Origin of the sequence: Sharpea azabuensis DSM 18934 (assembly GCF_000702165.1) — a bacterium.
GTDB classification, from domain to species: Bacteria; Bacillota_I; Bacilli_A; order Erysipelotrichales; family Coprobacillaceae; genus Sharpea; species Sharpea azabuensis.
In genome coordinates this window covers 21170-43733 of record NZ_JNKU01000005.1, presented here as the reverse complement: position 1 = coordinate 43733, position 22564 = coordinate 21170, and the positions used below count along the sequence as shown (strand labels likewise).

Annotated in this window: 24 protein-coding genes; 12 read left to right on the top strand and 12 right to left on the bottom strand. The window is 36.4% G+C overall.

From position 1 onward, the window contains the following. Positions 1–54 precede the first annotated feature (54 nt). A complete protein-coding gene (locus T529_RS0102225; RefSeq protein ID WP_033161985.1) occupies positions 55–639 on the top strand; it encodes a class I SAM-dependent methyltransferase in 585 nt (194 codons plus the stop codon). Between the two features lie 48 nt (positions 640–687). Here the strand turns inward: T529_RS0102225 and T529_RS0102220 are convergent, their stop codons facing one another. Further along, positions 688–1023: a hypothetical protein gene (locus tag T529_RS0102220; protein ID WP_033161984.1), complete on the bottom strand. Its 336-nt coding sequence runs from the start codon at positions 1021–1023 to the stop codon at positions 688–690. 170 nt (positions 1024–1193) lie between these two features. Between T529_RS0102220 and T529_RS0102215 the strand changes: the two genes are divergently transcribed. Both T529_RS0102215 and T529_RS0102210 read left to right on the top strand, forming a co-directional pair. Next, complete coding sequence (locus tag T529_RS0102215) at positions 1194–1703, top strand: GNAT family N-acetyltransferase (RefSeq protein ID WP_051646805.1); 510 nt, start codon at positions 1194–1196, stop codon at positions 1701–1703. Between the two features lie 8 nt (positions 1704–1711). Beyond that, positions 1712–2275, top strand: a complete 564-nt coding sequence (locus T529_RS0102210) for a GNAT family N-acetyltransferase (protein ID WP_033161983.1) — start codon at positions 1712–1714, stop codon at positions 2273–2275. 37 nt (positions 2276–2312) lie between these two features. Here T529_RS0102210 and T529_RS0102205 read toward each other — a convergent pair whose 3' ends face one another. The 4 genes from T529_RS0102205 to T529_RS0102190 all read right to left on the bottom strand — a co-directional run bounded on the left by T529_RS0102205 (position 2313) and on the right by T529_RS0102190 (position 5898). Beyond that, positions 2313–2975 carry a cupin domain-containing protein gene (locus T529_RS0102205; protein ID WP_238560770.1) on the bottom strand — a complete coding sequence of 221 codons (663 nt, stop codon included), beginning with the start codon at positions 2973–2975 and terminating at the stop codon, positions 2313–2315. Positions 2976–3066: 91 nt separating this feature from the next. Next, positions 3067–3471: a pyridoxamine 5'-phosphate oxidase family protein gene (locus tag T529_RS0102200; protein WP_033161982.1), complete on the bottom strand. Its 405-nt coding sequence runs from the start codon at positions 3469–3471 to the stop codon at positions 3067–3069. Between the two features lie 31 nt (positions 3472–3502). Continuing rightward, the gene (gene mmuM / locus T529_RS0102195) at positions 3503–4474 is read right to left on the bottom strand and encodes a homocysteine S-methyltransferase (protein ID WP_033161981.1); all 972 of its coding nucleotides are present in this window, start codon (positions 4472–4474) and stop codon (positions 3503–3505) included. Further along, positions 4471–5898, bottom strand: coding sequence for an alanine/glycine:cation symporter family protein (locus T529_RS0102190; RefSeq protein WP_033161980.1), 1428 nt, complete (start codon positions 5896–5898; stop codon positions 4471–4473). Before T529_RS0102190 ends, mmuM begins: the two co-directional genes overlap by 4 nt. Before the next feature lie 170 nt (positions 5899–6068). On the opposite strand from T529_RS0102190, the gene rsmH reads away from it, so the two are divergent. After that, a complete protein-coding gene (gene rsmH / locus T529_RS0102185; protein ID WP_033161979.1) occupies positions 6069–7118 on the top strand; it encodes a 16S rRNA (cytosine(1402)-N(4))-methyltransferase RsmH in 1050 nt (349 codons plus the stop codon). A gap of 83 nt (positions 7119–7201) precedes the next feature. Beyond that, positions 7202–7780 carry a VanZ family protein gene (locus tag T529_RS0102180; RefSeq protein ID WP_051646803.1) on the top strand — a complete coding sequence of 193 codons (579 nt, stop codon included), beginning with the start codon at positions 7202–7204 and terminating at the stop codon, positions 7778–7780. 27 nt (positions 7781–7807) lie between these two features. On the opposite strand, the gene T529_RS0102175 is transcribed toward T529_RS0102180, so the two are convergent. The 6 genes from T529_RS0102175 to T529_RS0102150 form a co-directional block, all read right to left on the bottom strand. After that, positions 7808–9262 carry a sucrose-6-phosphate hydrolase gene (locus T529_RS0102175; RefSeq protein ID WP_033161978.1) on the bottom strand — a complete coding sequence of 485 codons (1455 nt, stop codon included), beginning with the start codon at positions 9260–9262 and terminating at the stop codon, positions 7808–7810. A 642-nt stretch (positions 9263–9904) separates the two neighbouring features. Further along, positions 9905–10345, bottom strand: coding sequence for an Rrf2 family transcriptional regulator (locus T529_RS0102170; RefSeq protein WP_033161977.1), 441 nt, complete (start codon positions 10343–10345; stop codon positions 9905–9907). Between the two features lie 81 nt (positions 10346–10426). Beyond that, positions 10427–11059, bottom strand: a complete 633-nt coding sequence (locus T529_RS0102165) for an NAD(P)-dependent oxidoreductase (protein ID WP_033161976.1) — start codon at positions 11057–11059, stop codon at positions 10427–10429. A 130-nt stretch (positions 11060–11189) separates the two neighbouring features. Further along, a complete protein-coding gene (locus tag T529_RS0102160) occupies positions 11190–12527 on the bottom strand; it encodes a dicarboxylate/amino acid:cation symporter (RefSeq protein WP_033161975.1) in 1338 nt (445 codons plus the stop codon). Positions 12528–12962: 435 nt separating this feature from the next. Next, positions 12963–14027, bottom strand: a complete 1065-nt coding sequence (locus tag T529_RS0102155; protein WP_033161974.1) for a DNA/RNA non-specific endonuclease — start codon at positions 14025–14027, stop codon at positions 12963–12965. Next, entirely contained in the window at positions 14024–14428 is a 405-nt protein-coding gene (locus T529_RS0102150) for a hypothetical protein (protein WP_033161973.1), read from the bottom strand. The genes T529_RS0102155 and T529_RS0102150 overlap by 4 nt, the downstream gene beginning before the upstream one ends. 109 nt (positions 14429–14537) lie before the next feature. On the opposite strand from T529_RS0102150, the gene T529_RS13020 reads away from it, so the two are divergent. From T529_RS13020 to T529_RS0102130, 5 genes are all read left to right on the top strand, one after another. Beyond that, positions 14538–14705 carry a hypothetical protein gene (locus T529_RS13020; RefSeq protein WP_156032139.1) on the top strand — a complete coding sequence of 56 codons (168 nt, stop codon included), beginning with the start codon at positions 14538–14540 and terminating at the stop codon, positions 14703–14705. A 110-nt stretch (positions 14706–14815) separates the two neighbouring features. Further along, the gene (locus T529_RS0102145) at positions 14816–15736 is read left to right on the top strand and encodes an ABC transporter ATP-binding protein (protein WP_238560769.1); all 921 of its coding nucleotides are present in this window, start codon (positions 14816–14818) and stop codon (positions 15734–15736) included. Then, positions 15708–16601 carry an ABC transporter permease gene (locus T529_RS0102140; protein ID WP_033161971.1) on the top strand — a complete coding sequence of 298 codons (894 nt, stop codon included), beginning with the start codon at positions 15708–15710 and terminating at the stop codon, positions 16599–16601. Before T529_RS0102145 ends, T529_RS0102140 begins: the two co-directional genes overlap by 29 nt. Positions 16602–16684: 83 nt before the next feature. Further along, entirely contained in the window at positions 16685–17392 is a 708-nt protein-coding gene (locus T529_RS0102135; RefSeq protein WP_033161970.1) for an ABC transporter ATP-binding protein, read from the top strand. A 1-nt stretch (position 17393) separates the two neighbouring features. Then, complete coding sequence (locus tag T529_RS0102130) at positions 17394–18992, top strand: hypothetical protein (RefSeq protein ID WP_033161969.1); 1599 nt, start codon at positions 17394–17396, stop codon at positions 18990–18992. A 52-nt stretch (positions 18993–19044) separates the two neighbouring features. Here T529_RS0102130 and T529_RS0102125 read toward each other — a convergent pair whose 3' ends face one another. Further along, positions 19045–19695 carry a hypothetical protein gene (locus T529_RS0102125; protein ID WP_033161968.1) on the bottom strand — a complete coding sequence of 217 codons (651 nt, stop codon included), beginning with the start codon at positions 19693–19695 and terminating at the stop codon, positions 19045–19047. A gap of 374 nt (positions 19696–20069) precedes the next feature. Between T529_RS0102125 and T529_RS0102120 the strand changes: the two genes are divergently transcribed. Together T529_RS0102120 and T529_RS0102115 are read left to right on the top strand one after the other, a co-directional pair. Next, positions 20070–21959 carry a BglG family transcription antiterminator gene (locus T529_RS0102120; protein ID WP_051646802.1) on the top strand — a complete coding sequence of 630 codons (1890 nt, stop codon included), beginning with the start codon at positions 20070–20072 and terminating at the stop codon, positions 21957–21959. Further along, complete coding sequence (locus tag T529_RS0102115; RefSeq protein WP_051646801.1) at positions 21960–22493, top strand: RDD family protein; 534 nt, start codon at positions 21960–21962, stop codon at positions 22491–22493. It abuts the gene before it with no gap. Positions 22494–22564 lie beyond the last annotated feature (71 nt).

Genomic DNA, 22564 nt, shown 5'->3' with positions numbered 1-22564 from the left:
CATATTTACAACAGGCCAATCTTTTAGTATTCTTTATGTATGAGGGAAAAATCTATGGATACAAATCAAATTGTAGATACAAATGCATACTATAAAGAACATGCAGAAGAATATATTAAAGCTACTGAAAATATCGATATGAGCAGGGAACATGAAATGTTTGAAAGACATCTAGGAGAAGGACAACAATTCATCCTTGATGTTGGCTGCGGAAGTGGACGTGATGCACGCTATTTTAAAAGTCAGGGTCACCATGTCATTGCCATTGATCCTAATGTGGAATTTGTCGAACATGCGCGTAACTTTCAAATTGATGCCTATCAAAGTGATGTCGCACATATCGAATTTCTTGACATGTTTGATGGCATATGGGCATGTGCCGTACTTTTGCATTATCGCAAGAAAGAACTCGCGGCTGCTTTTTCGAAGCTCTATAATGCCCTTAAGGAAGGTGGCATATTATATTGTTCTTTTAAGTATGGGGATAAGGAAGAAGATCGCAATGGCCGCCATTACTCAGATATTACTGATGAGAGTATAAAAGAGTATATTGGTGATTTTAAGATGATTGATGTCATGATTACGGATGATCGATCAAATAGAAACGTGAGATGGCTAAATGTCATTTTAAAGAAGTAGCTTTGGCTACTTCTTTTTAGGTAAAAACCCATAGTTTAATACTATGGGCTAGAGATTTAGTATTTCATCTTTGATTTTGACAAACTTGCCATTGTTGACTTGATAGGTGATTTGATGATTCTTCTTATCAATGAATTCTATGGAAGTAACTTTGTCCTTCGAGACATCTGTAATATAGTGGCCATCATGGGAATAAAGGGCATCAGTAAGATAGCCCCCTTCGTTATAGATGAAAGCTTCAGGCCCATTACAATAAGAACGCACAACAACAAACTTCTGACCATAGGAAACACCCATCTGGTCATGCATGGGAATCTTAACAACGACACGATCATCTCTTTGAATAAAGAGATGGGAAATATCACTTTCTACTTTCGTAATCATATTTTATTACACCTCTCTTCATGTATTATTGTAGAGGAAAGATAGATGTCTTGCAGGAAAATAGGCTGTTTAAATCCCATATATGGGATCATATTTCGATTAAGAAAAAATAGGGTGTTGTAGAGTGAAGATTGTTCAGTTAATATACTAATAGAATTAGGAGTGATTAGATGTTACAGAGTGAGAAAGTAAAGGCTAACCAGCGGGAAGTAATTGAGCTCTATCATAGCTGCTTTCCTCCTGAAGAAAAGTTTCCCTTTGATCAATTAATGAATTTAAGTGCAAGAAGGGATGTTGAATTTTTGGCATATTATGATCATCAGATGTTTGTCGGCTTTACTTTTAGTATTATTGGTCCACAAAGTGTTTTTGTGCTATATTTTGCGGTTAATCAGAAACTCAGGAATAAGGGTTATGGATCGGAAATATTGAAGCTATTGAAAGAAAGATACGAAAAAGCCATCAATTTGAACATTGAGGCACTTGACCCCTCTAGCAGCAATATCAATGAACGCTTGAGACGCTATGTGTTTTATAAGAAGAATGGCTTTATGAATACACATTATAAATTATTGCTAGCACATGGTGAATATGCCATCCTCTCAACCCCAGGATTTGATATGGAAAGCTATAAAAAGACAATCCAAATACTGGATAAACAATTACCAGAGATAAAGTAGGTGTTAGGATGATTAGAGAAGTACGTTTAGAAGATGCAAAGAGGCTTGTAGAAATCTATGATTATTATGTGACTTCCACGGCAATTACCTTTGAATATGCAACCCCAAGTATTGAAGAATTTACAAACCGTATTCAACATACATTAGAGCACTATCCCTATATCGTATATGAAGATAAGGGGGTTGTGCTTGGTTATGGCTATGTTGGCCCTCTCAAAGGGCGTGCAGCCTATGACTGGTCTGTTGAAACTTCCATCTATGTTGATCACAATGCGAAAAAGATGGGAATCGGAAGAAAAATCTATGAAGCACTAGAAGAGATATGCGCAAAGATGCATATAACGAATATGTATGCTTGTATTTCTGCTCCAAAAGATGGCAATGATCCCTATCTTGATACAAACAGTATGGACTTTCATGCCCATATGGGATACAAAGAGATTGCACGTTTTCATACATGTGGATATAAATTTGATCGTTGGTATGACATGGTTTGGTATGAAAAGATAATTGGTGAACACCAAATTCCAATGCCATCAATTATTAATTATCAAGATATGAAAAAGGCCTGATGATGAGCTGCCCTCAATATCAGACCTTTTTTGAATTCTATTCTAATGTAAGCAGTAGTCCCATTTTAAACTGACTTGTTGCTTTTACGGCATGTTTACCACCACGGGCAAAGTGGAAGTTTTCGCCTGCCTTAATGACATGGTCAACGCCTTCATAAGTAATGACAGCTTCACCATCCAAGGCAAAGATAATAGCTTCTCCAGGTGCAGCATGTTCACTAAGACCAGTTCCTTTATCAAAGCTCATTACAACAAATTTCATACTGTCATTATTGACAATATCCATGTTGACAATACGACCTTCCTGATATGGGAGAAGATCAGCTAATTTGAAAACTTCTCCTGCTTTTATAACACTATTCATCATTTCTTCACTCCTTATCTGTATTTCTGTATAAACAGCTGATGTCTTTGTACGCATACCGATGGCAATATCACTTGGTGTCATAAGGCCATCCAACGTATGAAGCAACCAGCTCTCACCAGTATTTGTATAGACTTCAAGCTCACCCTCATTCACAATGATAAACTTGTGATAGGGATGAATTTCGGCACTAATATCCGTATCTTCACCTAAAGAAAAGTAATTTATGGCATGTGGACCACCAATAACTTCTTTAGAAATGGTACAATGAGCAATTGCTGGATTATCCTTTGCAATCGAGAAAGTAACACCAGCTTTTTCTGACATTGTTTTCATATCAACACCTTCCTTTCAACAAGATTGTAATGTATTCTAAAAAAAGAAAATGTTGTTATAAACACAAAAGCCTCACAAAAGTGAGGTGCTTTTAAAAATCGTAAGTTTCTGGAGCTTCAGTGAAGCTGCAGATTGTGGCATGTGCATCTTTAAGATAGAAGATAGCTGTATTGCCATCACCTGCGGCATACATTTTCTTTAATGAAGGGACTGCGTCGAGAAAGCGTGCTTCCTGTTCAACACGATCATCATGAACAACAGTAGCTTCCAAACGAATCCATTTGCCTTCTGCCATGCCAGAGATTTCTACTTGGGGATGGGCCAACATTTGTTTTGCTACATTCTTTTTCAAGCCAGTCTGGATATAAAGCTTGTCATCCAGAATTGCCTGTGCGCCAAAAGGTCTTACATGGGGGTTGCCTTCATCATCCACTGTCGCTAGATACCAAACTTTTGCGTCATTAAGAAACTCTAATACTTTTTCTTTATCATTCATCTTGAATACCTCCTGCTCCTATTATAGTTCTTTACAAAGAAATTTTCTTGATGGAAAGGTCTTTAAGATAACGATTTTTTGCCAAAACGACCTGCTTAATGTGCTTATCGACAGTTGTACAACATCCACCAACCGCCTTAGCACCACATTTAAACCATAAGTAAGCATAGTCTTCAAAAGAAACATCTTCTTTGCCTTTAGACCATGTCTTTGTCTTAGGATCATAAACTTCACCGCTATTAGGATAGACAATAATAGGAAGGTCTGTAGCTGATTTTAAGGCAGTGATAAGTGATTCAATATAAGTAGGGTAAGTACAGTTGACACCGATCATTTTAAGATGGGGGAAGTCTTTTAGACTTTCTGCACATGTGATGATGGATTGACCTTCATATGTATGAAGTCCATCACGACAAGAGAAACTGATGATAAAGTCTGCATTAAGCTCTTCACAGATTTTCGCTTCAATAAGTGCTTCTGGCAAAGAAGGATCCGTCTCACAAAGTAGTACTTCAGCTCCTGCTTCAAGAAGCAACTCCATGCGACGCTTATGAAAATGATAAAGCTCTTCATCACTGACATGATAATGTCCCTTATATTCACTACCATCGGCAAGATAGGCACCATAAGGACCAACGGAGGCAAGGCAGATTGGGTAAGTACAGTTTGCCTTTTTACCTTCTTCTTCCCACCATTCATCACGTGCTTCTAAAAACAACTTTACAGATAAACGAATATAATCTTCAGCTTCTTTCTCACTATAGCCAACAGCCATTAAACCGGGAATTGAAGCTTGATAGGAACATGTAATGCCACAATTAGCCCCAGCACGAAAATAGTATTTATGTACTTCTTTAACTAATTCTGGATTTTCTATTAACACTGTTGCTGTCCAAAGCTTATTGGAAAGATTACAGCCTAATGCTTCTAATGCACTAGACATTGATCCATCCACAACCATGACAGTATTGTCTTTTAAGATCTGATCGATTGTTTGTTTCATTCGAGTTCTCCTTCAATAGTGCCAAAGACAACATCAGGAACATTTTCACCACGTTCTTTTGCCGGGATGAAACGATTCCAGAAATCGTTGAATAGGCGCATAATTTCTTTTTGTTTTGTGATAATGAAGATAAAGGTAATCAGGATATAAATAGCAGAGAGAATATCAGTCATAGCCCAGAGACTTTGCGCTTTGACATTATAGAAGAAGATACATGGGAAAAGATAGTAAATCATATAAATCTTTGTCGCAATCTTGTTCTTCTCTGTATCACCAAAGACATAATTTACGGATTTCTCACAGCTATAATACATGCCAATAATTGTTGTCCAGGCAAAGACAGTAATCGATATCGCCATAAACCAGGCACCTAACTGACCATAAGAGACTTTAAAAGCCATTGTTGTTAGAGAAGCTGAGTCTACACCAGGAAAATCAATATAGGCATTTGTCAGAATAATCGAGAAAGCTGTTACTGAACAGACGACAATTGTATCAAGAAAGACTTCCCCCCAGCCCCATGATGATTGTCTAACCGGATGATCAGTTTTGGCAGAAGCATGAGCGATAATACCATACCCCGTACCAGCATCATTGGAATAAAGCCCTCTCGCAACACCATAACGCATCGCATCACGAACAGTAGCCCCGGCAAAGCCACCAACACCAGCCATTGGTGTAAAGGCACTTTTGATGATTAAGAAGAAAGCTTCAGGAAGGGCAGTAATATGCATAACAAGAATGCCTAATCCACCAAGAATATAAATCATAGCCATAAAAGGCACAACCTTTTCCATAATTGAAGAAATACGCTTTAACCCACCAAAGATTGTCACAAAACAAGTAAGTCCTAATACCGTAACGACAATACGTGGATCAAGATTAAAGGCCTGTTTTAAAGAACCAGTTACTGATTCCGTCTGAACAGCACATGTCCATGGTCCTAAAAGGAAGCAGGCAAAGGCAAGCATGATAGCGCCTTTCTTCCAGCCAAGGGCATTCTTCATGACGAATGAACGATCACACATATATTCATCCATACTTTTAGAATACTTTGTACGATAGCGCTGTCCAAGAATAATTTCACAGGCTTTTGTTGACATCCCGAACAGACCTGAGAACCACATCCAGAAAACAGCACCTGGCCCACCTGCTACAATCGCCGTAGCGACGCCACCAATATTGCCAACACCAATCGTATTAGCCATGGCTGTACAGGCAGCAGCAAAACCTGAGACCGTCCCAGTTCCTTCGCCTGATTTAAACATCTTGCCATAGGTATTCTTGAAGTGAAAACCTATCTTTCTAAAATTATACATAAAACGGAAACGAATCGATAAGAATATCCCTGTACCAAGCAGAAATACTGTCATCCAAGTTCCCCACATAAAATTCGAAATATCAACTAAAAACTTTACAACCATACCATACTCCCCTATAACTAGATAGGTTTATCATAGAGGAATGAGAAAGAAATTTCTAGAAATTGTTTTGTAAGTGTGATATCAATTTCCATTCCTCAATAATAGTTTGTTCCTATAGTATATATTTGTATCAGTCTTTGTGATAGAATCGAAACGAACAGGAGAAGAATATGGCAGAAGAACATAAACGTAGAAAAAGATATAGTGGGAAATATCCCAAGCATTTTGATGAGAAATATAAGGAATTGCATCCTGAACAATATGCCGGTATTATCGAGCATCGTATCAAGAAAGGTGCAACACCGGCAGGTATGCATATCTCTATCATGGTTGATGAGTGTTTAGAACATTTGGAAATCATGCCAGGAGATCATGGGCTTGATTGTACGCTTGGATATGGTGGACATACAAGACATATGTTGGAAAAGCTAGAAGGCAAAGGACATATCTATGGCCTTGATGTTGATGCAATTGAAATTGAAAAGACGAAAGAGCGTCTTTCAAAACTGGGTTATGGTCAAGATATTTTTACCGCTATTCATACAAACTTTAGAAATATTGATAAGGTTGCAGAAGAATATGGGAAGTTTGATTTTGTCCTTGCTGATTTAGGTGTCTCAAGCATGCAGATTGATAACCCTGAACGTGGCTTTAGTTATAAAGCAAATGGTCCCCTTGACTTACGCCTTGATCCGACAAAGGGTATTCCGGCTAGTGAATATCTTAAAACGCTTTCCAAGTGGGATATTGAACATATATTATCAGAAAATAGTGATGAACCCTATGCATCTGAAATAGCGAAAACGATTGACAGCTATCAAAAGAGTGGCATGACAATCGATACAACATCACTTCTCTATAAAATTATCGATAAATCTCTACCTCATAACAGTGATTCAAGACGTAAGGATCTCATAAATAAAACTGCAGCCAGAGTCTTTCAGGCTATTCGCATAGAAGTGAATCAGGAATTCGAAGTTCTCTATGAATTCATGGATAAACTTCCAACAGTCCTAAAACCGGGTGGTCGTGCGGTTATTTTGACATTCCATTCGGGAGAAGACCGTATTGTGAAGAAGAGCTTTAAAGAAATGAAGAATCTTGGTATCTATAGTGACGTAGCTCGCAATGTCATTCGTCCAACAAGCGAGGAATGTCATCGCAACCCCCGTGCTAAATCTACAAAACTACGCTGGGCTATTAAAAGCTGTAAGGAATAATGAGAATTTATGTGAAGAAGAAGACAAAATTGCATTCTTCATATAATGAGCGTATGATACATGAAACAAAGAGGTGATGTATCATGGCTTATCCATTAAAGAAAGTTCTTGCGAACAATACACATAAATGGCTTATTGCATTAAGAATCGTCTTGATTATTATCTTATTGTGGTGGATGTCTGTTATTTTTAATTTTTCCGCACAGAATGGCACACAAAGTACTCAGGCTAGTGATCAGGTCGTTGAAGTCTTTGGCGATGTCATTGCGAAAGTTACAGGCAATGATCATATAAAAATCAAGCTAACAGTCACTTATCGCAGTCAGTTTGAATATGGCATTCGTAAGCTAGCTCATATGTTTATTTATTTTATTCTTGCGATAACCGCAATGCTGCTGCTCTTTACTTTTGATAGAATACCGATGCTTGTAAGGATGCTGCTGAGTGTATTTGGCTGTTTTCTCTATGCCTGTACGGATGAATTTCATCAGTCATTTTCTTATGGCAGGGGACCATCTTTTAGAGATGTTCTCATTGATACTTTTGGAGCTTCAATGGGTATTATTGTTGCCTTGATTCTCTTTTGTATCATCTATACGATTTATCATTCCTATCAGGCTTATAAAATTAAGAAGTATAATGCTTCTATACGTGAAGTGTAAAATAGGTGCAGTTTTCTGCACCTATTTCTATATAATAAAGTCATTTTTCATAGCATCTTCAAGAGTCCATATCTTCATATCGGCTAGGCCAATAAGCGTAAAGTGATGTTCTTCTGCTTCAGGGAAAACGCGAGTTGTAAAGAGTGCATCTCCATCGTTGACATAGACTTCTAGGGAAGATGTATCGATAAAGAGACGTAAATGTGTTAATGGATGATCAAGCTGACGTGTGCGTGCTTCACCTTGTTCTTTATTGAAGCGTTTCTTCATACCACTACGATCAATGGTAATTGATTTAGTGTCATCTTCATAGAGGATTGTAATACCATCAGTCTGTGGGGTATTAAAGAGATGCATTTCTAAGTTACCTGAAGTATGCATTTCAATTTCACAAGCTTCAGGCAGAATACCTTCATCAGGATCGATTTCTTGATGACGTAAACTCTTAAGGGCATCTAATGGACGCTGAATAAGACGGCGGTTACGAATTGTCAGCTCACGAGGCATTGTCAGACAGCCGGACCATTCATCTTCATCCGTTGGATAAGATGCATCGGGTAAGCCCATCCAGGCAACTAGTATTGCTTTGCCATTATCACCAATATTAGCAGCACATTCAGCTGCATAGGAATCAAAGCCAAAGTCAAGGACATGGAAATCGCCAATAGGAGTAAAGGTCAAAGTCTCATAATCCATCTTACCAATTAAGTAACCATTATGATGAATACTATCACCCCGTCCTTTTATCTTGATATGTTGTGGACAAAAGATGAGAACATCATGATCACCAATATGTTCAATAGAAGGGCATTCCCACATATCACCAAAATCTTCAAAACCAGGTACTTTTAATTCTCCGGCAAACGCCCAGTCACGATTAAAGTATTTTGATCTATAAAGAATGATACGCCCTTGTTTTTGTTTATTTTGTGCCCCAAGGACAATATAGTAAGTTTCTGTTTCTTTGTGATAGATGATCTTAGGATCACGTTGATGCTCAGTATAGTTGTCATTTGGACCAAATAGAGGCTTTGAATATTTATGAACACTGCCGTCATCACGTAAATTGACAAGGCATGTATAAGGTATACGTTTCCAGTCTTCATCACGGTGATTGCCGGTATAATAGAGATAGATGGAATGCTCTGTGACAAGGGCTGAGCCACTGTAAGCACCTTTGTTGTCATATTCACAATCTGGTTTAATACATACACCTTTGTTTTCAAAATGTACAAGATCTTTAGACTCGGTCTGATACCAATATTTTAAGCCATGTACAGCTCCCCAAGGACACCATTGATAAAACAAATGCCATTTGCCATCATGGTAAACAAAACCATTTGGATCGTTTAATAAGCCAGTAATAGGCTGGATGTGGAAATGCTGGCGATAGTGGGTGAGCTGAATGCGATTGTATAATGGCTTGATTTCATCAGCCGATTTCAATACTGTATAACGTTCTTCTTTTGTCCATTCTTTCATAATTATTTCCTCACATTATATGAAAAAAGATACTCTATTTATTATCATCATTTGATCTGTTTGCGATCCTTTAGGAACATTATTATTCTCGTTCCTTCTTGTCCTGACACTTTCTCTTAAGGAGTATTACTCATCTTTCACCTAAATAACACCCAGCCAGAACTCAACCTTGTGCTTGGATTTTAAGCTTCTTGCATACCGCCTCGCCTCAATGGAGAGTTGCTCATATACATTGGCTTTGCACTTATTTGGCTTTACCGTATTTTACATGTCACTTCATAAACATTTCTCAAACTTTGTTATGCCAAATACTATGATGACTTTTATTTCAAGTACCTTTTTAAGAAGGACTTTATCCCTTCTTTGCACTTATATAATAGCATCACATGTAAACGCTTACAAGAGAAAAGTGCATATTTTCGTAAATTGAAAAAATATTCTAATAATGAAGCTTTTTCGATATAAATATGGATATCTGCCTTAGTAAACTCTTTAAAGAAATTTGTGATAATTATTGTAGATCTCTTCAAAAGTGTATTTATTGTAACTGCATATTAATAGGGGCGCTAAATAATTGAAGAGAAGAGGATATTGTTGATAAGGGTAATAGAAATAATGACATAAAGATAAAAAACAGTATCGCTAATCAGATACTGTTTTTGGAAGTGTTGAGTTTTGATAGATTTCTTCAAGTGTATGACTTGCGAGATCTGCTTCAAAATGGTTTTGAATAGAATTGAGTACATCATCTAAGCCATCATGGATATGTTTACCAACAGGGCATTCAGGATTAGGATGTTCATGGAATCTAAAGAGTGTATCATCGGCTTTTGTTTCAACAGCACGGTAAACATCAAGTAGCGTAATTTCTGATAAAGGGTGCTTTAAAACAATACCTCCAGGACCTCTCTTGACATCTATTAAACCAGCTTTTTTTAATGCTGACATACTATTACGGATAATAACAGGGTTGGTTCCAACGCTGCTAGCAATAGCCTCGCTGGTATTTTTACTGCTATCTTTGACATAAGCAACATAGGTTAGTATATGAACTGCAACAGTGAATTTTGTAGATACTTGCATGTCGTCACCTTCTTCTGCATGATAATATATCACACCGGGCATTTAAGTACAAACGAAAAGCTGCCTTATTAAGACAGCTATTTAATCTTGAAAGACTGAGATACGTTCTTGATCATGTTTTCCACTTTCAATGACATCCAGCATAGCACTAGCATAATCAGCATAGGAAATAGAGGACTCATTGTTTCTGTTGAGAGTAAACTCTTCATTGGCAAATGTATACTTGCCACTTGCTTCACCATCAGCGACAAAGTTAGCTGCTGGAGATAAATAAGTCCAATGCACATCATTACGCTTACGAAGCTTATTAAGGGCATCAGCCATTGCATTGGCAACCGGCAACCAGTCATGAGGGAAATCAGGACCTGATGAAACTGTTTCAGTATGTTCTTTATTTGTATAGAGACTACCTGCACCACCAACAATGAGTAAACGTGTATTTGTGTTCTCGAGTAAATCAGCTAAATGCTGGGACGTATCCGTATGTAAATGCATGGTCTCACTAGCCCAAGTTCCAAAGGCATCCACAACAACATCATAACCGACAAGATCTTCTTTGGTTAAATCTAAAATATCTTTGATAATATAATTTGAAGCATCAGTATTGTTTTCTTCATGACGACCAAAGGCGGCTACATCATGACCTCTCTTGATAGCTTCAGTAATGACTTTTCTTGCCACTCTTCCATTAGCGGCTACTACTGCAATTTTCATAGTTGCATCCTCCTTGATGTAAGTAAATCTATTACAGTATTTAGTATAACTATTTCTTTATAGATGTCAACAAATATGTTACAACAAATATTCAAGAAAAACTCCAATGCCTAAGCACTGGAGCTAAGAGTTATGCATTTGCTTTCGCGATTCCTTTTTGATCAGCATTATCAGCGTTGTAAACTTCGTGATCAATCATATTTTCACTTTCTGCAACTAAGACTGTTGCTGTTGCAGCACCAATTACATTTGTAGCAGTTCTAGCCATATCAACAATCATTGAGATAGGGGAGAAGAGCACGATCATTTCGATAGGTAATCCAGCAGCAGTAAAGAGGGCTGTAGCTGTAATTGTAGCCGTACCTGGAACACCAACTGTACCAATAGAGACAAGTAATGTTAGAACAATCAATAGACCATAATCACCAGCTGTGTAATTGAGTTTCTGCATGTGTACAACAAAGATGGCAAGAAGCATTGGCCACATACCGGCACATCCAGGCATGCCAAGGTTAGCACCAAGTGATGCTGTGAAGGATGCGATATCTTCATGCACGCCCATCTTTTCTTTTAACTGACGAATTGTTACAGGAAGCGTACCAATAGAGCTTTCTGAAGTAAAGGCTACAACACCTGCAGGAGCAACCTTCCTTAAGAATTGAATAGGATTTAATTTAGCGACAAACTTAATTAATAATGTTTCAACACCAAAGATCTGAATAGCACTTAAAGCATAGGCAATAACTAAGACAAGTAAGAGTGGCAGCATGTCAGAAATCTTATTTGCGCCAACAGCACGGAAGATTAAGGCCGTAACGGCATATGGTGTAAAGTCAATGACAATACCAATAGCCCCAGACATCACTTTATTACCTGCATCAATAAACTTCTTAAAGTAAACAACATCAGGATTATCCTTGACTAAGCTGTTATAAGCTAATGCTACGATAATCGCAAAGACAATGACAGGAACAACAGCGTTAGTAGACCATTGTGCAACAAGATTAGAAGGGAATAAACCAACGATTGTATCAATAACCGAAGGGACCTCTCTTGCCTTAGTGGCAGCTTCAGGAACATAGTGGAAATTAGCTCCAACATTGAAGATTTCTGCAGCAATTAAAGTAAGAACAGAAGCTGATAAAGTCTGGAATAATAACCATAGAACTGATTTAAGACCAATATTCTTTAAACGAATAGAATCACTTAAGTTCGTAATACTTGCCGTAACGCTAAAGAGAAGAAGAGGAACGACGAAGGCTGAAAGCGCCTGTGAATAAATCGTACCAACCATCGCTACGATATTATAGTGTGTTGTAAAGAGAACTCCCAAGAGAATACCAAAAGCTGTTCCTAATAAGATAAGAAGGCTAAAATCCAAATTCTTTTTCTTATCTAGGAAGAATAGCACTGCAAACATGACTAATGCGACTGCTGCAGCGACAAAATCTAAAACTGTAAAAGTCATAATACTTTCCTCCATTTCTATAACTTTATTTCCCTATAAACCTACTTCATAAGTAGGAATATGGTGATATTCTACAATAACTGTATGCTTATGTCAAAACATATAGTAATGAATTTTGTGAATCTTATTTGTAGTAAAATGATGAAGCGCTTACATTTCTTTGTCCTTCGTTTTTCTTCGATAATTTACTTACATATAACTTAATATTAAGTAATGATATGTGAGAGAAAACACGCTATTGATAATGCATCAATACGTACGAATATTCTTGTTATGAAATTGCTTACAAGTTAAACAACCTTATAAACGAATAAATTCTTATTGGTGATAATTGAAGATAAAAAATAAATAGTAAATAATTACTATAAATAAGATGAATATTAAGTAAAATGAAAAATGAAGAAAATAAAAAAAGAATGAGCAATTTTGCTCATTCTATGGATTGCAGATTTTACATGGATTATAGCCTTGACTTACGGCACTATCACGATTGTTGAAAGTGACTTTGTTTGATTGTGACATGCGGGCAACCATACGGCAATCTCCACGATGGAATTTTCTTGTATTTTTATTACCGATATAAGATGCAGTGACAGGTGTATTTTGTTTTGGCTGAGGTGTACTTTTAGCCTGCTTTGTCGTTTGCGCTTGTTGTTTTGAAGATGCATTTGACGTATTTGCCACACTGCTTGTACCATTCACATAATTGATGTTTACACCTGGCTGTACATTATAACAGAAGACGTTGAAGAGAATTGAAGCACCATTATCAGCAAGGGACTTCGCTTCCATAAGAACACCAGAAGCCACAAGATTATTGCCATCAAAGATAGGTGTGACACGGTAGTAGACAGGTTGATTTGTTTCTTTGATATAGTCGGTAACCATATTTTCAAAGGGCAGCATGCCTTCAATATTGAGGTAACGTGTTCCTGTGATAAGATTTTTTACATTCGCATTTTCCCCAGTTAACTGATAACCAATCAGATGACAACGATTATAAAGATAACCAGAGCTTCCTTTACCAACAACTTCATAACGGACTGTCTGCCAGCCACTTGGCTTAACTGATGCAATCGAGCCACGTTTTGTCGTTGGCATCAAAGCTTTTGTAATACATGCCGTTGCTACCCCGCATCGGCCTAACTGATCCAAGTTAGAATAGCTCTCAAATGGCTTATTGCTTAAGTTATTTGGAAAGAATGGCTTATTGTCATTAACTGCGACATAGGGCTTACCACTATAAGCAGGAATGCTTGCGAGTGAGAAGCTTGTTGTCGGTGTCGTTGTGACAGGTGCAGGTGTTTCTTTGTTTGGTGTTTTCTGTTGTGCAGTTTGAGTCTTTTTATTCTCTTCTTTATTTTTATTTTCTGTTTTTTTCTCTTTAGCGACTTCATTTGTTTTCGGTTCGCTCTTTGTCGATGTCTCACTTGCACATCCTGTAAGCATTAATGTAGCTAAAAGGATGGCAGTAAGAAAACGTTTGAACTGTTGTTTCACTTTTCAAAAACCTCCAATAAAATATCATCATGGGAAGATCCCGCAAACTCTATAGAATCAATTAAATGCATATCGAGAGATGGTTGATAGTCAAGTGAGAAGTCACTTGGATAATGCCTATTCCAATGGAATAGATAGAACATATTGATTTTATCTTTGTATGCAAGAAGCTCTTTATCTTCTACAAAGCAATAGTCATTGTCTCCTGCATGTTCTAAATAATCTTCATCAATAATAATATTCTCTTTTGTATTAAAGAGAGATGTTGAGAAAGGGCTGATATAAAGTTTGTTTGAGCCAACTATCTCAAGTATTTTCTCATTCATAAGACGATCTCTTGAAACTCTGCGATGATTAAACAGGATGCCATAATTATCTTCAATTACACATAATATTTTCATATATTCCTCCTTTTTGTAACAATTATATTTTTTAAAGACATTGATACTTAAATCATGTATACTATGTATGAATTTCAATATGTTTCACTAGCAGCCACTAGGAGAATATATGAAAAAAGAAAACATCCATGATATTTATTTAGAGCTCAATGCCATTAGCCAGATTATGCATCTGATCAGCTTACATGATGAAGATGGCTCACTTGCCTATCTTGAATACCTCGCATTAAAAATTGATGACCTTCTCATAAGACTCAATAGAGACTCCCTTGAATAGGGAGTTTTCTTTTTAATATTATCATTTCGTTAATCATTCGTGAAGAAAATCCTATGAACTTGTATTAAAAGGTAACGTTTGGCATAATGTTAGAAAGGGGGTGGCATAATATGATTGAAGTCAAACATTTAAGTAAGTTATATGGAAAGATTAAAGCTGTGAATGATATCAGTTTTACTGTGAAAAAAGGGCAGCTGTTTGCCTTTTTAGGCGTTAATGGTGCAGGCAAAAGTACAACGATTTCCATGCTGACAAGTGAGCTTACGCCAACAAGTGGCATTGCTCTTATTGATGGTGTCAATGTTCAGGATGAAAGTAATCTGATTAAAGAGAAGATTGGCGTTGTTTTCCAGGATACAGCTCTTGATCAAGAACTCACGGCTTATGAAAATCTTAAATGCCGGGCAGCACTTTATGGGATCACAGGTAAAGCTTTCAAAGGACGTTTTGAAGAACTTGTGGAGATATTTGAAATGCATGAATTTATGAATCGTCCCTTAAGACATCTTTCTGGGGGACAGAGAAGACGTATTGATATCGCTCGAGCTCTTATTCATCGACCACAAGTGCTCATCCTAGATGAACCGACGACCGGACTTGATCCAGGAACAAGAAAAATGATCTGGTCGATTATTGAAAGACTACGTCAGGAAGAAGAACTCACAGTCTTTTTAACAACCCATTATATGGAAGAGGCAAATGATGCAAGTTATGTTGTCATTATTGATCATGGGCATATTGTCGCCAAGGGGACACCACGTGAACTTAAGAATCGCTATGGACAAGACACGCTTTATTTGTATGGTGTAAATAAGGAAGATATCAAATCATTTCATATGCCTTACCACAAGATAGAGCATGGTTATGCCATCATGCTTAATAATACAAAAGAAGCCACAAAACTAATTCTTACCTACCCACAATTCTTTACGGATTATGAAATCATCAAAGGAGATATGGACAGCGTATTCTTAAACGTAACAGGAAAGAAGGGCAACGAACATGAAGACAATGTTGATCTTAATGCATAGACATCAGAAACTCTTTTTCAAAGACAAAGGCATGTTTCTCTCATCCCTTATTACACCTGTTATTCTCATTGTCCTCTATATGACATTTCTAGATCAAATCTATCACAATAATTTTGTGGCCTATATGCCTAAAAATTTTTCATTACCAGATTGCATTATTAATGCCACAATCGCATCACAGCTCGTTGCTTCATTACTGGCAGTGACATGCGTGACTGTGACATTTAGTGTCAATATGACAATGGTGCAAGATTATGCCCTAGGGATAAGAAAGGATTTTGATGTCTCACCTGTTAAAAAAAGCATCCTTTATTTAAGCTATCTTTTCGCAACTATTTTCAATAGCTTAATTGTCAATATGATTGCTCTTATTTTAGGCTTGGTTTATATTGCTTCAAGGGGCTGGTATTTACAGTTTGGAGATGTTTTGTATTTAATTGGTGATGTGATTTTATTGGTGATGTTTGGAGCGGTGCTTTCCGGTATTGTTTGTTTTCCTTTGAGGACACAAGGGGCACGTAATGCCGTGGGGACAATTGTTTCGGCTGGCTATGGTTTCTTATGTGGAGCTTATATGCCACTTCATTACTTTGGGACGACACTTCAAAAAGTTATGAGTTTCTTTCCAAGTACTTATGCGACATCGCTATTAAAAAATCATTTCTTAGAACGTCCTTTTATAAAAATGCAGGAAGCAGGTGTGCCAAAAGCGGTCATTCATGAAATAGCCATAAGCCTGGATTGTAAGCCAAAATTCATGGGGCATCTTGTAAGAACTGAGATGATGGTATTAATGCTTGTTGTAGCTACTATTGTTCTTTGTATTCTCTATCTCTTCTTAAGCCAGCATGCTTCTAAAAGATGATAACCATATTACCAACATGTGACATAGTATATAATATCTAGTTATGGTAAAATAAGAAAAACAATATAAAGTGAGGAAAACATATGCTTCAAATTAATCATCTGACAAAAACATATGGCGATAAGATTGCGGTGAAAGACTTAAATCTGCATATAAAGCCAGGTGAAATTTATGGATTTATTGGCCATAATGGGGCTGGCAAGACAACAACATTACGTTCTGTCGTTGGTATCCAGCAATTTGATCAAGGAGAGATTCTTATTGATGGACACAGTATTCAAAAAGAACCTCTTGCCTGTAAAAAAATCATTGCCTATATTCCCGACAATCCAGATCTCTACGAATTCATGACCGGCTATAAGTATTTGAATTTTATTGCCGATATCTACAATGTTGACAGTGTATTAAGACAGGAGAGAATAAAAACATATGGTGATCTATTTGAAATCACCAATGATCTTGGACAGCCTATTAGTACCTATTCCCATGGGATGAAGCAAAAACTGGCAATTATTGCGGCCTGGATGCATAATCCTAAACTCATCATTATGGATGAACCATTTGTTGGTCTTGATCCTAAAGCCTCCCATATTCTTAAAGGCATGATGCATGAAGTCTGTGAAGCGAATGGCGCTATCTTCTTCTCTACTCATGTATTAGAAGTAGCTGAAAAGCTTTGTGATAAGATTGCGATTATCAAAGAAGGTCAGCTGATTAAACAAGGGACAATGGAAGAAGTCAAAGGGGATGAAAGTCTCGAAGATGTCTTCTTGGAGCTGGAGGAAGAATAATATGTTGTATATTCTCGTAAAGAAACAGCTTGCTGAAATCTTTCGAAGCTTTTTCTATGATCCTAAAAGAAATAAAGCGCGTACGCTTTCTTCAAAGATCATCATGATTGTTTTATTCGCCTTTCTTATGATTGGTATACTTGGGGGAATGTTTTTCTCTTTGGCGATGGGTATACGTTCGATTATTACGCTTGGTTATGGCTGGTTCTATTATATCGTTATGGGACTTGTAGCTTTGTTTTTAGGAGTATTTGGCAGTGTCTTCAATACTTATTCAACGCTCTATCTTGCCAAAGACAATGACTTATTACTTAGTATGCCTATTCCTGTTAAGGATCTCATTGTTTCAAGACTGGTCAGTGTCTATATCATGGGACTGATGTATAGTGCAATTGTCTGCATACCTTCTATCATTGTCTACTTTACCGTTTCAGCCATCAGTTTCCTTAAGATCATTGGGTGTTTAAGCTGGCTAATAGTTATTAGTATATTTGTTTTTGCATTAAGCTGTTTGCTAGGCTATGTCGTTGCGCAGATAGCGGCAAGACTCAAACGTAAGAATATCGTTACAGTCTTCATCTCTGTCATCTTCCTAGCAATCTATTATGTATTCTATGCTAAGGCTATTGATATGATGCAAGAACTTGTCAAGAATACTGTTCTTTATGGTCAATCCGTTAAAAATTCCGCTTATCCTCTCTATTTATTTGGCACAATGGCAGAAGGTAGTATTGTAGGTGTTGTTGGCTATTTAGCTTTGTCGCTCTTGATTATTTATCTCTTATGGCATACTTTAAGTTATAGCTTCTTGAAAATAGCAACCATGACAAAGACTACAACGCATACAAAAATCAACAATAAAACCTTTCAACAACATTCTCTTTTTAAGGCATTGCTTAATAAAGAATTTGGTCGCTTTATGAGCAGTGCCAACTATATGTTGAATTGTGGCTTAGCCATCCTCTTCATGCCTATTGCCGGGATTGCGCTCATCATTAAAAGTCAGGAAGTGATAGCTGTTATGAATGCGTTAAGCCAAAATGTTCAAGGGGCTATCGTGGTACTTGCATGTAGTGGCATATGTATGCTTGCTTCAATGAATGATATGGCAGCTCCTTCAATGTCACTTGAGGGGAAGAATGCCTGGATTATTCAATCACTACCTGTTGATGCTAAAATGCTTTTAAAAGCAAAAGCCTGCATGCAATATATATTAACTGGCATACCTGTTTGTTTCTTATCTATTTGTGTGATGATTGCCTTTAAACTATCATTTGTTTCAAGTCTGATTATCTTGATCTTCCCGCAACTCTATTGTCTATTTACAGCCTTATTTGCATCATGGATTGGCATGATGCGTGCAAATCTACAATGGACCAATGAACTTTATCCTATTAAACAATCATTATCAGTAACCATCTGTTTATTTGGGGGATGGGGCGTTAGCTTCGCAATGGGTTTGTTATATATGTATATCGGCCATCATCTTGGTGCAGGAATCTACTTACTGATGATATCTGTTTTACTGTTGTTATTATCTTATATGATTATTCGTTATTTTGATCACCATGGAAATGAGAAATTAATGAATATGCATTAGGGAGAGGTTGTCTCCCTTTTTTGGTGATGATTTGTCAAAAGACCTAGCGTTGCTAGGCCTCTTCAACATTCTTAAGTTGTCCATAGAAAGATAATGCATCATATTCAAAATGACTATCCATAATGGTATTGAATTCCTTTGTTTCATCAGCTCTCAGATTACCAACATCAACCTTAGAAACAAAGACAACCTTCTTATCCTTCTTGAATATCAATACAACCTCAACATCTTTCGCATTATAACGACTCTTACTCGTAATTGTACCATGATAATGATTATTATCTTCATCATCATTAACTTTACCTTTCATATTAACATTAAAAGAATCAGTTTTAATAATACGTTTAAAATCACTCTTCGCTTTCCATTGACTTGTCTTGACCTCAAAGTCAACATGATCAGGTTTCTTAGCACATTTCAAACTATCACCAAAATAAGTATGATCATTAGGTAAGACATAGCTTGCATAATGTGTAGCTGAAGCAATCACTCGACCTTTTTCATCTTTCGCAGATACCTTAATAGCAGGCTTCATGCTTATAGCATCCTCGCTACTATTCTTGAGAACAACACCATAACGCAACATTCCATCATAATAGCTTGCACCATGGCTGCCTATTTTAAGCTCTCGTGTATCAAGTGAACCAGTTTGACTACAACCTACTAATATCAATGATAGAATCAAACATAGAAACTTCTTCATAAAAAGGCCCCCTCTCTATTTTTATTTTAGAAAGTACGCTAAAGCAAAGCAATAAAAATAACATGTTTGGTATAATTCGGTAGATAGTGCTGTAGGATGAATAGAGAGTAATATTTAACTTGTGAATAAGAATGTTGTTTATATGAATTATCTAAATTGCTTGTATTTCTCGGATTATATTCCAATATGACGAAATGACTGTGAGTTGAATTTTCTCACAGTATTTTTGTGCATACATATATTAAATGAAGATATAATATTTTATAACAATATCTATAAGACTATAATGAGAATAGAGTTCCTAAGTGATAGGAAATGGATTTATAAAAATAAGTATTCATTCTTTTGTAAACTATTAATAGGAGGCAAGCATTATGAATGAGAGACAGCGTAATATAGTAGAAATACTACAGGACAATGGGTCTTGGGTAACAGGCTCTGATTTATCTAGAATGTTGAATGTAAGTGATCGTACTATTCGTTCAGATATTAGTAAAATCAATGAGATGAGTGATAATACTCTTATCCTTTCCAACAAAAGATACGGTTATGAGATTAATTCTGATGTTTTGCTTTTAAATAAGGTTGATGAAAGTCAAATTGAATCATATACACCGGAGAATAGATGTGTCTGGATTGCCAAACAAATGCTTTTAACAAAGAGTATTTCCTTAATTGAACTAGAAAGTAAGATGTATGTCAGTGAATCATCGATTGATAATGATCTTAAGAAGATTAGAAATAAGTTAGAAAGCTTTGAGACGCTAAAGCTTGTGAAATCTGATCATAGTATTTCGTTAGCTGGAGATGAGTATGAGAAAAGGATTCTTTACAAGATTCTTCTTGATCAAGAAATTAAAGGTAATTTCATGAACCTGACGGCATTGGGCAAGCTTTGGGACGATTTTGATATTCTTGAAGTTTCGAGAATCTTCGATAGGGTTTGTCATATGTTTGATTATCATCTTAGAGAAGATACATATGTGATGACTTTGCTACATGCAGGAATAGCTATTGAACGGATCAGGGATTCGGCTTTTATATCCAATGTCAAACCTATTAGCAGCGATATGGATCTTGAATATAATGTCAGCAAGCATTTCTTCAAGAATGTATCTGCAAATTTAAGAATTCCTTATGTCGAAGATGAAGTTATTTGGTTTTCTTATCTGCTAAGAGGGAAGAGCTATGATTGCATAAAGAGTAATGAAAATATTAATGTGCAGGAAATTGTAAATGAAATCATTAATCACATAAATAATATCTATGATATTGATTTTACGGGGGACAATGAGCTTGTGAGTGGTTTGACTTCCCATGTGCTCTCTCTTATATCTCGTGTAAATACGTGTACAAAAGTAAGTAATCTCTATCTTAAAGAAGTGAAGAAAAAATACCCTTTAGTATTTGATATGGCAGTAAATGCAACTGAAATCATTGCTGAGAGGATAAATAAATCGGTTGATGAGAATGAAATTGCACTTATAGCACTCCATCTTGGAGCGGCATATGAAAGAAAGATAACCAATGATAAATATCGGGTTATTACAATCATTCCCCATAATGTCGTTCTTGCAAATGCATGCTTAGAGAAAATTAAAAAGCATTTTGATGATCGTATTGATATTGTTGATAATTTTAAGCTCGTTGATGAAGTGAAGATTAATCTATTATCGCCTGATCTTATTATTTCTACCATTCCCATCAATACAAAGCTAAAGGCCCCTATTGTTGAAATCAAGCTGTTTTTTGACTATGAAGATGAAAGTATGATTATGAGAACACTGGATACTCTTGAGAGACAAAAGAATCAAAAAGAATTTATTGCCCTTCTTAAGAGAGTAATCAGAAAAGATTATTGTTATTTTGGCTATGATTTTCAAACAAAGGAAGAATGTATTGCGTATTTATGTAATGAGCTAGTGAAAAAAGGTATCGCACCAGAGGGATATGAACAAGATGTTCTTAAAAGAGAAAACATTTCTTCAACATCTTTTGTCCAAGGTTTTGCGGTTCCACATTCATTAACTGTAAAAACGACAAAGCAATATATTTCCTTGATGACATTGAAGCATCCTATTCAATGGGGACAATTTGAGGTAGGACTTGTCATACTTATGGGCATTAATAATGATGATAGTGAACTTATTCGCATATTCTTTGAGTGGCTGACCCATATTGTGACAAATCCAGAAATGATTTCAAAACTGTTCTCAACAAAATCCTATGACGAGCTCATGAAAAATATAAAGGAGGATATTTAAATGAATGATAGAAAGGTGTTGATGAGAAGGTTTATCGCATATTTAGTTGACTGGTATGTAGGAGCCTTGGTTGTATCATTTCCTATAGGTCTTTTTTCACAAAAGCTATTTGGCACAGCGAATAATTTGAATTTATTGAAATTTCCTGAATCTTATGGTGTTATTGCTGGCATTTTGAGTATGATCTGTGGACTATTCTATTTTGTTGTTGTGCCTACATGGATATGGAAAGGACAAACACTAGGAAAACATATTCTGCATTTAAAGATTGTTGGAAATAATAATGATGATATAAATCTTAAGACAATGCTTATTAGAGAAGTGCTAGTCATCATGCTTTTTGAAGAGAGAATGTACAATATTTCTACTATTTTACAACAGTTATTTACTTTACTAACACATATTCAGGTTGTTAGAGCTGTTGTTACTATTTTCTGGGTTATTACAATTGTAAGTGCATTACTTGTTGTATTGAGTAAAAATGCACAGTCTTTACATGACCGTATCGCCCATACAATCGTTGTAAGAGTGTAATTTCCTAAGTATGAATTTATTAGGAAAAGTATTTGTGAAATGTAGTGAAATTTAAGAGATATACTGAATGT